Source organism: Actinoplanes palleronii (assembly GCF_016862315.1).
GTDB lineage: Bacteria > Actinomycetota > Actinomycetes > Mycobacteriales > Micromonosporaceae > Actinoplanes > Actinoplanes palleronii.
On record NZ_BOMS01000083.1, the window covers coordinates 75,855 to 87,462 of the forward strand.

Below are 11,608 nucleotides of genomic sequence, written 5' to 3' on the forward strand. Positions count from 1 at the left end.
GCGCTGCGCGGCGATATCCGCAACGTTCTCAACCCCGGCCACCGCCCGCCGATCTTCCTGGTCACCGCCCCGACGGCGGCGGCGACCGCGGAGGGCCGATGCGCATCCTTGTTCTGAACTGGCGGGACCTGAGCCACCCGGCGTCCGGTGGCGCCGAGGTCTACACCGAACAGGTGCTGCGCCGCTGGGCGGCAGCCGGGCACCAGGTCACCCTGTTCGCGGCGGCCGTCACCGGCCACCCGGCCGACGAGGTCCGCGACGGTTACCGGATCATCCGGGCGGGCAGCCGGTTCACCGTCTACCGCGAGGCACAACGATGGTGGCGGCGGCACGGCCGCGGTCGCTTCGACCTGGTTGTCGACGAGACCAACACCGTGCCGTTCCACGCGCACGAGTGGGTGAACGACGGCGCCCGGACCATCGCCCTGGTCCACCAGACGTGCGAGGAGATCTGGCACATCAACGCGCCGCCGGGGCTGGCCCACCTCGGCCGGCACCGGCTGGAGCCGAACTGGTTGCGGCGGCTGGGCCGCGGCCCGGTCCTGGCCGTCTCCGAGTCGACCCGGCAGGCGCTGGCCCGCTTCGGCGCGCACGACGTGACGGTGGTGCCGGAGGGCTACGAGCCGCCCGTCCCGCTGCCCAGGCCGGCCAAGGAACACCTGCCCACCGCCGTGTTCTGCGGCCGGATGGTGAACTACAAGAGGCCCTCGGACGTGATCCGGGCGGTCGAGCTGGCCCGCGGCCGGATTCCGGACCTCCGGCTCTGGATGCTCGGCGGCGGTCCGCTGCTGGAGTCACTGACCGAGGCCGCACCGCGCGGCGTCGAGTTCCTCGGCCGCGTCTCCGAGGCGGACAAACACGATCTGATGGCCCGGGCCCACGTGCACCTGGCGGCCAGCGTCCGGGAGGGCTGGGGCCTGGTGGTGACCGAGGCGGCCGCTCTCGGTACCCCGACGATCGCCTACGACGTGCCGGGACTGCGGGACTCGACGCGGGCGGCGGGAGGGATCGTCGTGCCGCCGCGGCCGGAGGCCATGGCCGACCGACTGGCCGCGTCGCTGCCCGGCTGGCGCCGGCAGCCGCCGGCACCACTGCCGCACGGTGGCGCCCACTCCTGGGACGAGGTCGCCGCCACCCTGCTGACCGCCGCCGAGAAACACGCCCGCGTCCCGCGCGGTCCGATGCGGGTGGCGGCCTGACCCGGCCTCAGTGGCAGCGCGCCTCCCCCTCGTCCTCGACGTCCTGCGCCGCCTCCAGCGGGTGGAAGGCCCAGGTGTAGGACTCCGGCCGCAGGGTCAGCGCGAGCACCCCGTGGTGGTCGTAGTCGGCGAACTCGCCGGCGGGGGCACCGGTGGCGGCCGTGCCCTCGGGGCGATAGTGCGCCTGGCCGCCGGTGCCCACCACGAACTGCCGGACCCCGGTCCGGTCGGCGGCACCGTTCCCGTTCAACGGGCCGAACCGCTGGTAGTCGGCTTCGTGCCCGGACAGCAGCAGGTCGACCCGGTGCCGGTGCAGGGTGCCGAACAGCTCCTGGGTCCGGCGGTCCGGGCCGGCAATACCGGTTGACCAGCGCGGATGATGCCAGGCGGCGATGACGCACCGGCTGCCGGCCGCGGTCAGGTCGGCGTCGAGCCAGCTCTGCTGGGGTGAGCCGGCTCCGCAGCCGCCGGTGACCGCGGAGCAGTTGGAGTTCAGCACCACCAGGTGCCACCGGCCGATCTCCTGCGACCAGTACCCCCGGGTGTCCTGGATCCGGTCGCCGAAGTAGGCGGTGAACGACGCCGCGTCCTGCACCTTGTACTCCTGGTTGCCGTACACCGGCACGGTGCGGGCGCGCAGCCGGCCGAACGAGGGGCCGTAGACGGTGCGGTACGCGGCGGCGGTCGGCATCTCGTACTGGAGATCGCCGAGGGCCAGCAGGTAATCCGGGTCCAGGGCGACCGCGATGTCCGACACCGACTGCTGACGGCACCGGTCGCCCTGAGCCTTGGTGGCCCGATGCAGGTCCGGGTCGTCGGGGTCGCAGGCCATGTCCCCGGCGGCCACCACGGTGACGGTGTCCGGCCCGATGATGATTTCCAGCCGGTGGCGGCTGGCCGGCCACCCCAGGATCACCACCAGCGCGACCACGGCGGCGGCGGCGATCCACACGGCGGGGTGGCCCCGGGCCCAGCGCATCCGTTGCCGGGACCGCTCGCCGAGCAGCCGCCGGAGGATGCCGGTCATCGGGCCCGCCGGGCCCAGGAAGGCCATCGCGGCCGCCACCGCACCCGGCGGCGCCGATGGCGGACGTCCCAGACCCCGGGCCGGCCGGGCGGCAGCCGGACGGCGTACATGAAGACCGCGGCGACCGTGACCGTGACCGGGAGCAGGTAGAAGGCGTAGCGGGCCACCCGGGCCGGGCCGTACCGGACCGCGAAGGTGCCGCCGCCGGGCAGCGACCACCCGCTCATCCAGCCCTGCAGGGTCACCTTCGTCGCACCCTCGATCCCGCTCAGCCGCCAGCCCGGCGCCGCGCTCTCGGTCAGAGCCAGCGTGGTGGCGCCGGCGGCGGTGACCGTGCCGGAGAACTGCGCCGGGTTCGACCGTGTCCAGGTCACCGACGGGGCCGGCACCGCCGGGGCGGCGGGGGCCTGCCGCACCAGGACGACCGACGAGGACGACGCCACCGGGCGCAGGCGTACGCCCCGGTACTCCACCTCGGACTGCTGCTTACCGGCGAGATCGCGCAGGCCGTACAGGTACAACCGGGTCTCCACGGTGTTCGGGTCCGGCGGGATGAGCGCCTCGTACCGCGTCCAGCCCTGGTACACCGCCACCGACGGCAGCTTGCGGCACAGGTCCGGGCCGCGCAGGTAGAGGCAGAACTTCGGGTTGCGCAGCGCGACACTGCGCGCCTGCATGGACAGCTCGTAGAGCGAGGCGGCGCCGACGTCCCCGGCGGTCGACCCGATGCAGGCCAGATGACTCACCGCCTTGAGCGTGTACGTGGTCTCCCCGTCCACACCGACCTGCGCATCGGCGGCCAGACCGGCCTGCTCGGCGCTCTGGTCGTCGTAGCGGTAGCAGTCCTCCAGCGACTCGAAGGGCGCCAGCACCGAGCCGGCCGGCCCACCCTCGACGCGCAGCACGTGCCGCCCGGCGGTGAGGTCGACGCTGGTCTCCGGCACGACCGGCGGCCACACCTCACGGCTGCCCACCTCCTCCAGGGCCTGCACCTGTACCGCCCGGTACTCGGTCACCGCCTTGGGCGCCAGCCGCAGGCCGACGTCGGCGTGCAGGATTATCTGCAACTCACCACCGGCGTCCATGGTCACCACACCCTCGTACGAGGTCCATCGGTCGCTGAGCGCGAGCCGGGCGGCCAGCTCGCACCCGGCCGCACCGGTCTGCCACAGGCAGATCTGCGGCCGCGGCCCCGCCAGGCGGCGGTACTGCAGGCGCACCCGGTAGATCTGCCCGGGCGCGGCGTCCCGGACCACGACCCGGGTGCAGGCCGCGTGGTCGGCAGCGCTCAGCCGGACCGTGCGCTTCTTCGCCGTCCCGGTCATCCGCGCGGTGAGGCCGAGCTCGGCCCACGGCCGTGGCTCGTAGTTGTTGCAGTCGAAGACCGGACTGAACCCGCTGACCCGGGCCGGCGTGCGGGCGGCGGCCAGGAGAGTCAGTCCGGTGGCCGAGCCGACCGGCACGGACGCCGGCTTCGCCACGTCCAGGGACACCGTGCGGCGGGTGCCGGCCTGGATCGCGAGGACCCGCCGGCCGGCCGGCAGCGGCACCCGCAACACGGGCCGCCGGGAGACCGCCTTGCCGTCCACCGTCACCACGGTCGGGTCCTCCAGCAGCAGACTGCCGCCGTCGACCCGGGGGAACAGCGCCGGCGCGGCCCGGGCCCGCTGCGCCAGCGTGTAACGGCCGGCCGCCACCTGCACCGTCGTGGCCGGAGCACCGGAGTCCACCGCCGGCACCGGCCAGTGCACGACGTCCGGGGTGACGGCGGCGCTGTCGTCCACCTGGGGACTGGTCGCGGCCACCGAGGTGTCCGGGCGCGCAGCGATCGCCGTCCGGCTGCCGACCGTGCCGAGCACCGCCGCGCCCGCGTCGGCCCGGGCCGGGGCGTCGAGCACTCGGTCGTAGGTGCGTACGGTCGGGCTGGACCCGCTGCCGAGGCGCCACACCTGCAGCAGGCCGTCGGTCTCCAGGGTCGCGCCGGGAACCCGGGCCATCGCGGCCGCCAGCACCCGGTCGTCCGCGAAATACCGGTTCGGCAGGCCCCGGACCAGATCGTGCCGGACGATCACCCGGCTGGCACCGATCGCACCCAGCAGCTTGGGCACCGCGGTGAGGTCGCCGGCCAGCAACGCGCTCTCGATCAGCCGCAGGTCGGCAGCGAACCCGGGCACGTCACCGAAGTACCCGTCCGGCTTGGGTTGCACCACCGGGTGCTGGATCAACAGGTTGGCGATGCTGTCCGCGCCGAAGAATCCCCAGGTCGTCGGCATCTGGTAGTAGTCGTCCAGCGGGAGGACGAAGACCTTGCCGGGCCGCGGGTCAGCGTCGATACGCGCGGCGACGTCCCACCACTCCGGCGCCACCCGCACGTGCATCGAGGGCTGGGTGGGCCGTTCGTCCGGCATCACCCCGCCGGTCCAGATCGGATACGGGTAGGCCAGCACCAGCAGGACCGGGGTCGCCGCCGCGGCGTACGTGAACGGGCGCAGACGGTGGGCTGCCCGGCGCACCCGGGACAGCATTCCCTCGACGGTGACGGCCAGCATCACACCGAAGAACGAGACGAGCAGCTGACCGAGTTTGCTCATCGGCTCGCGGAACAGCCAGAACCCGGGAGCGTGCAGGTAGAGGAACAGGTTGAGCCCGCTCAGCGGTGGCCGCAGGCCCTTGGCCAGGAACACGAACACCAGGATCACGGCGAGCATGCCGAGTGCGACCCGGCGCAGCCGGCGAGACGCCAGCAACGGGGCCACGAAGACCAGCGCGGGCAGCAGGTAGCGGATCCAGATCCACCAGGGGCGGTCCAGTCCGGCGGCGAACGGCAGATACTGCGGCAGGAACCAGGCCCAGTTCGCCACCATGGTGAGGATGTTCGGTGGCAGGTTGTTCACCTGCGACCAGGACCAGTTGGTGGGATCGGCGAAGGTGGCGTTCGCGGTGGCCCCGCCGCCGCCGACGAAGCTCTGCGCCAGCGGCACCAGCCACCACGCGTTCAGCCCGATCGCCCAGGGCGCCGCAGCGACGAACCACTTCAGCAGGCGGCCGGCCGCCGTCCGGCCCAGCAGCAGGAAGGCCAGCACCGGCGTGCCGGCGACGGCCCAGGCGTACGCGACCACCAGCATCGGCGGGTTGAAGCTGAGAAACGATGTGGGCATCAGGGCGAACCCGGCGATCGGGCTCGGCATCCGCCGGCCCAGCGCGGCCCGCATCGCGACCCCGGTGATGAACGCGACCGAGCCCACCGAGATGACGTTGAGCGGGTTCGGCAGCCGGGTCAGGAAGAACCCGTTGGCCATGCCGAAGGTGCCGGCCACCACGATGGCGGCGTGGCTGCGGACGAACGCGCCGGCCAGGTACGCCACCCCGAAGCCCACCAGGCCGTAGATGCACGTGTAATAGAGCCACTGCGCGGAGTACTCGGTCAACCCGACCAGCCGGCACAGCCAGATGAGGATGAACTCGAACGCCCGTGCCATGGTGTAGCCGGCGGACCCGGCGCCGGTCTGCTGGTGGTTCCAGGACCAGGTCATCTCCGGTGCCCAGCCGCGCCGGATGAACGCGCCCATGTCGCCACCGGCGATGAACGTCCCGGTCCGGAACCAGCGGCTGACGATGAACACGTCGAGCGCCAGCACGATCAGGTACGGCCGCGCGGCGACCAGAGCCGCCCGGGTGAGCAGGGCCCGCATCAATCGGCGAGGTCCTCGTGGCGGAGCCCGGCCAGGCCGAGCGGCACGGCCAGGCCGGCGAGCGCAAGCCCGAGCAGGGTGGTGTGGAAGACCAGGCCGGTCTGCCCGAACGCGTGAGCGGGGCCGCAGGCGGCGAAGAGGACGACCGCCAGGCCCAGGGCGCGTCGCCACAGGCTGCCGGCCAGCTCGGTCAGGCTCCGGTGGGGGCGGCGGTGCCGGGCCCGCGGCCGGGCACCGGTTCCGGCGTCGTCGAACGACACGGCACACCTCCGGACATCAGCGGACAACTTCCCCATCGGCCGGTACCGCCGTCCGGCTGAGCGGCCACCTGGCTCAAGGCAGGCTCAGGAGGCAGGCAAGCTTCCCTCGGGACCGTTCCCCTGCGGCCCGCCGTACCGCACGCTCGGTGACATGCCGAAGCTCACCGCCGTCCTCCGTCGCAGCCGCACCGCCGTCCTGCTGGTCGTGGCCGGGATCTTCGGAGCGGTGCTGGCGATGGCCGCGCCGGCCGCCGCAGCCGTGCCGTCGAGCGCCGACACGTTGGTGCTCACCTGGACCGACGGCGGCGACCTGCGGGTCACCGGCTTCGGTTACCGGGCCCGCGACCTCGTCGAGGTCCGCCTCGGCAGCAGCCCGATCCAGCAGACCCGCGGCGACGAGAACGGCCGGATCGAGGTCAGCGTGCCGCGGCCGCTGGTGGCGACCGGCGCGTCCGGGGCCAGCATCGTCCTGACCGGGCGCTCGGTCTCGGGCGCGGCCCGGGTGATGATCTCGGCGGTCCCCCCGCAGGCGGCGGGACGTGGCCCGGTCGACCTGCTCCCGTGGGTCTTCGGCACCGTCGCGCTCGCCGGCCTGGCGGTGGTCGTGTGGCGCCGGAGCACAGGCCGCAACGGCGAGGCACCGCGCGGCTACCGCGGTTGCCACGTCGCCTGAAACGCAGTCGCACCCGGACGCCACCCGTTCCGCTCTCGGGGCCCGGCAGCCTGGGTGCACGGGCCTGGATCCTGGCTCGTACCCCCGCGAAAGGTCTTGTATGGGATACGCGGCGCGTGCTCTGGTCGGGGCGATTCCCGTCCCGGCGGCGGTCCTGAACACCGACGGCCTCGTCCTGGCCGCCAACGAGGACTGGTCCGCGCCCGGGGCAGACGATGAGTTGTACCCGCCCGAGGGCACCTTCCTCACCGCCTCGCCCGGGCCGTGCGGCGCGCACCGGGGCGTGCTGGAGGCGGTGTGGCGCATCGCCCCCGGGTCCGCGCCCGCCCTCCTGGAATGCCGGTGCGACCGGAACGCCGACCGCACCCTCCGGGTGGCCCGCCTCGCCGACGGCGACGAGCAGCAGTGCCTGATCACGGTCACCACGCAGGTGAACGCCGATGTCGCCAAGGCCGAGTTCCTCGCGCTGCTGAGTCACGAGGTGCGTACCCCGGTGACCACCGTGGTGGCGGCCGTCGAACTGCTCCGGGCACAGTCGCTGGACCAGGAGGTCCGGGAGATCGTCGACAGCGTGCACTACTCGGCCACCGCCCTGGGGGAACTCACCGAGAACCTGCTCGACCTGGGACGCCTGGCGACCGGCCGGCTGCACCTGACGCACGAGCCGGTGGCGGTGCGGGCGCTGCTGGAGGGTGTGGTGCAGCCGTTGCAGCTCCAGGCCCGCAGCAAGAGCATCCTGCTGCTGGCCGCGCCGGCGCCGGATCTGCCGGCCGAGGTCCTCGGTGACCCGGGCCGGCTGCGCCAGGTGCTCGCCGCGGTGGTCGGCAACGCCGTCAAGTTCACCGCGGCCGGCGAGGTCGTGGTGCTGGCCGAGGCACCCGGTGACGGGTCGTACGTGCTGACCGTGTCGGACACCGGCCCGGGCATCGCCGAGCCGCAGCGGGTCCGGATCTTCCAGCCGTTCACGCAGGCCGACTCGTCGGCGGCCCGCCGGCACGAGGGCGCCGGGCTCGGGCTCGCGCTCGCCTCCCGGCTGGTGGATCGGATGGGCGGAACGATCGAGGTGGACTCCGAGCCGGGGGCGGGTGCGCTGTTCCGGATCCGGCTGCCGTTGCACGCCGCTCCCACGGCCGTCGGCGACGCCGGCGGGCCACGGCCCCTGGAACGTCGCCGGGTCGCGGTGGTGGCCACCTCGCCCCGTTCGGTACGGGCCCTGTCCTGGCTGCTGACCAGCGCCGGCGCCGAACCGGTGCCGGCCGACCTGTCCGTGGTGAGCCGGCCGATGCCGGACGTGGACACCGTCCTGTGGTGCGACGACGCGCACGACCCCGAGGCGGTGCGCCGCGCCGACCTGGTCATCCAGGCCCTCGGCCCGGACGGCATGGCGCTCATGATCAGCACCACCGACCCGCGTACCGGCATCGTCCGGCGGCCGGGTGTGCTGACCGCGCCGCTGGTGCTGGGCCGCCTGGTCGCGGCGCTGAACCAGGAACGGACCGGCGTGCGCGGGGCACCGGTCACGGTGCCGCCGCTGCCCGGCGGCCGGGTGCTTCTCGCCGAGGACAACGACGTCAACCGCACGGTCTTCCGCCGCATGATCCAGCTCATGGGAGTGACCTGCGACGCGGTACCCGACGGCGCGGCCGCGGTCGAGGCGGTGCTCAGCGGGACCCGGTACGACGTGGTGCTGATGGATGTCCAGATGCCTCGTACCGACGGGCTGGAGGCGAGCCGGCGGATCCGCGCGGCCGGGTCACGTACCCCGATCCTGGCCCTGACCGCGACCGAGTCGGCCGACCGGGACAGGTGCGTGGCGGCCGGGATGGACGGGCGCCTGAGCAAACCGATCACGCTGGTCGAACTGCGTTCGGCGTTGAAGCCGTACCTGAGTCCCGCCGTGCCGCCCCCGGATGTCGACCATCTGATCACCCAGCTCCGTACCGACGGCGACGCCTCCCCGGCGATGGCCCGATGACACTCCACCGGGAAAGGCCCACCGTGTCAGACAACGCCGCGACCATCGACAACGAGCTCGCGGACCTCTACGCCCAACTGGACCGCGAGCGCCACCGCAACGCCGAGCTCGAACGCACCGTCGAGGGGCTGACCCGCTCGGTGCAGGAGTTGCAGGAGTACGCCCGGGACGTCAGCCACGACCTGAAGGCCCCGCTCGCCGGCATCTGCGGGTACGCGCAGCTGCTGGAGCACCTTGACGTCGGCTTCCCGCGACCCGTCGAGTACGACGAGTTCGTCGCCGAGATCAACCGGTGCACCGACCGGATGCGGCGGCTGATCGACGACGTGCTGGCGTACTCGACCACCCGGGACGCCCGGCTGCGGATCTCCCCGATCGACCTGAACGCGCTCGTCGACGACCTGACCGCGGACGCGACGGAACTGCTCTACCCGGCGCCGCAGGTCACCCGGGAACCGCTGCCCGCCGTCCAGGGCGACCACGGCATGGTGCGCCGGGTGCTGGAGAACCTGCTCGGCAACGCGTTCAAGTACGTGCCGGCCGGCGAGACCGCACGGGTGCACGTCGCCGGCCGGGTGCTCGACGACCGTCTGGTACGGATCGAGGTGAGTGATCACGGCATCGGCATCCCGGACGGGCAGCACGAGGCGATCTTCGACGAGCTGCACCGGATCCATCCGGACGCGTACCCGGGCACCGGTCTCGGACTACCCATCTGCCGCCGCATCGTGCAGCGGCTGAACGGCACCATCGGCGCCGACCCGCAGTTCCGCGGTGGCACCCGGATCTGGTTCACCCTCCCGCTGGCACCGGTGACCGCCGAGCAGCCCGCCGGCCCTGCCTCCACACCCAACCTTGACCTGAGCCGGACACCGGCTTGAGGTCGCCGGCCGATCCGTTCACCGGCAACGAACGACAGACAAGGAGGTCCACATGCCATTGAGGCGACTGCTCTGCGCGGTCGGCGTAGCGACAATCGGGGCCGCGACGACGCTGGTCGCCTCGCCGACGATCGCCCTCGCCGCCCTGGCCGCGCCCAAGAATCTGACGGTGGCCAGGGCCACCGACGACGTGAACCGGATCCTGGTCGGCTGGAAGACGGTCCCGGACGCCGCTCACTACACGCTCGACATCCTCGCGGGCGACGTGGAGACGGTGTTCGACCTGCCCGCTACGGCGACCGCCTACACCGTCGACGCGCCGAACCCGTGCACGGCGTACAAGGTCCGGGTCGGCGCGGTGGACGCGGACGGCACGGTCACCAACACCGGCTACTACTCGCTGCGGGCGCTGACGCCGAGTGCGGTGATGGGCATGTCTCCCACCCGTACCGACGCCGGCTCCACGGCCACCGCCACCTGGCGGGCACCGGCGTGGACCGGCTACACGCCGCTGACCGGGTACCGCTCGGTCTTCACCCGGCTCTCCGACGGCATCGTGCTCGCCGACCGGACGAGCACAGACCTGTCGTTCGAGTACTCCGGGATCGACCCGTCGCGGGCGTACACGCTGGCCGTGACCACGGTCAACGAGTACGGGGCCTGCGTGACGGCCAAGTCCCTGCTGGACCGGTTCCGGCCGGCCGACCCCACCGACCTGGTGGTGGAGCGGACCGCCAACGCGCCGGGCACCGTCTCGGTGGGCTGGAAGGCGCCGACGACCGGACCGGCTCCGGCGTACTACCAGATCGGGTACGGCAACGAGAAGGTCACCAAGACGCTGCAGGTGCCCGCCTCGGCCACCGCCACCACGCTCGCCCTGGCCACCGACAAGGTCTGGGTGGTCGAGGTCAAGGCGTACAACGAGAACGGCGGCAGCAGCGCGCTGACCGGCTCGGTCCCGGTCTGGGAGCCCGCCGTCACCACGCCGGCACCGACGCCGACCGCGAACCCGGCGACGGACGACCCCACCGTTCCCACGAACACCTCGACGATCGTGGACAGCGGTCCCGACCGGGCCCCTCCGACGATCACCACGACGCTGTCCCAGAAGCCGGTGAACGGCTGGTTCCGTACCCCGGTCACCATCCGGTTCACCTGTGCTGACGGCACCGGCACGGTCGCGGTCTGCCCCGCGCCGGTCCTCGCCGACACCGACGGCGTGGCCCGTCGTTTCTCCGGCACCGCCAAGGACGCAGCCGGCAACACCACCACTACCACGCTGATCTTGAAGATCGACCAGACGGCACCGCAGATCACCGCGACGGTGCGCGGCACCAAGAACGCCGACGGCTGGTACACCTCGGCGCCCACGATCCACTACACCTGCGCCGACGAGACCTCGACGATCTCCAGCTGCCCGGCGGACACCGTGGTGACCGCCGCCGGCGCGGACCAGAAGATCAGCGGCATCGCGTTCGACAAGGCCGGCAACACCGCCGCCGCCACCGTGGTGCTCAACCTCGACCTGACCGCGCCGCGGATCACCGCCTCGGTCGTCGGCGACACCGGCACCGACGGCTGGTACACCAGCGCGCCGACCGTCCACTTCACCTGCACCGACGCCGGATCCGGCGTGGCGCTCTGCCCCACCGACACCCTCGTCACCACCGACGGCGCGGGTCAGGTGGTCAGCGGCACCGTCACCGACAAGGCCGGCAACAGCACCACCGTCTCGGTCACCGTCGACGTCGACCGGACCGCACCGGTCATCACCGCCACCGTGCTCGGCGCCACCGCGAACGCCGCCGGCTGGTACCGCACCACCCCGACCGTCCACTACACCTGCACCGACACCGGATCCGGCGTGGCACTCTGCCCCGCCGACACCCCGGTCACCGACG

General features: G+C 72.9%; 7 protein-coding genes and 1 pseudogene. 5 read left to right on the forward strand and 3 right to left on the reverse strand.

The window, feature by feature from the left end:
* The first annotated feature begins 98 nt into the window (after positions 1–98).
* Positions 99–1,199: a glycosyltransferase family 4 protein gene (locus Apa02nite_RS26785; protein ID WP_203827417.1), complete on the forward strand. Its 1,101-nt coding sequence runs from the start codon at positions 99–101 to the stop codon at positions 1,197–1,199.
* 7 nt (positions 1,200–1,206) lie between these two features.
* Here the strand turns inward: Apa02nite_RS26785 and Apa02nite_RS26790 are convergent, their stop codons facing one another.
* Genes Apa02nite_RS26790 through Apa02nite_RS26800 form a run of 3 tightly spaced genes read right to left on the reverse strand, consistent with a single transcriptional unit; the run spans position 1,207 to position 6,178 of the window.
* Positions 1,207–2,226 carry a metallophosphoesterase family protein gene (locus tag Apa02nite_RS26790; RefSeq protein WP_203827418.1) on the reverse strand — a complete coding sequence of 340 codons (1,020 nt, stop codon included), beginning with the start codon at positions 2,224–2,226 and terminating at the stop codon, positions 1,207–1,209.
* Positions 2,223–5,918, reverse strand: a complete 3,696-nt coding sequence (locus Apa02nite_RS26795) for a hypothetical protein (RefSeq protein ID WP_239164586.1) — start codon at positions 5,916–5,918, stop codon at positions 2,223–2,225. Before Apa02nite_RS26795 ends, Apa02nite_RS26790 begins: the two co-directional genes overlap by 4 nt.
* Entirely contained in the window at positions 5,918–6,178 is a 261-nt protein-coding gene (locus Apa02nite_RS26800; RefSeq protein ID WP_203827420.1) for a hypothetical protein, read from the reverse strand. The genes Apa02nite_RS26795 and Apa02nite_RS26800 overlap by 1 nt, the downstream gene beginning before the upstream one ends.
* A 151-nt stretch (positions 6,179–6,329) precedes the next feature.
* Here Apa02nite_RS26800 and Apa02nite_RS26805 point away from each other — a divergent pair, with 151 nt between their 5' ends.
* The 4 genes and pseudogenes from Apa02nite_RS26805 to Apa02nite_RS26820 form a co-directional block, all read left to right on the forward strand.
* Positions 6,330–6,851, forward strand: coding sequence for a hypothetical protein (locus Apa02nite_RS26805; protein WP_203827421.1), 522 nt, complete (start codon positions 6,330–6,332; stop codon positions 6,849–6,851).
* Positions 6,852–6,951: 100 nt separating this feature from the next.
* A complete protein-coding gene (locus Apa02nite_RS51960) occupies positions 6,952–8,826 on the forward strand; it encodes an ATP-binding protein (RefSeq protein WP_203827422.1) in 1,875 nt (624 codons plus the stop codon).
* 23 nt (positions 8,827–8,849) lie between these two features.
* Positions 8,850–9,707, forward strand: a complete 858-nt coding sequence (locus Apa02nite_RS26815) for a sensor histidine kinase (RefSeq protein ID WP_239164587.1) — start codon at positions 8,850–8,852, stop codon at positions 9,705–9,707.
* A 52-nt stretch (positions 9,708–9,759) separates the two neighbouring features.
* Positions 9,760–11,608, forward strand: a pseudogene (locus Apa02nite_RS26820) (Neogenin); the annotation flags it as partial.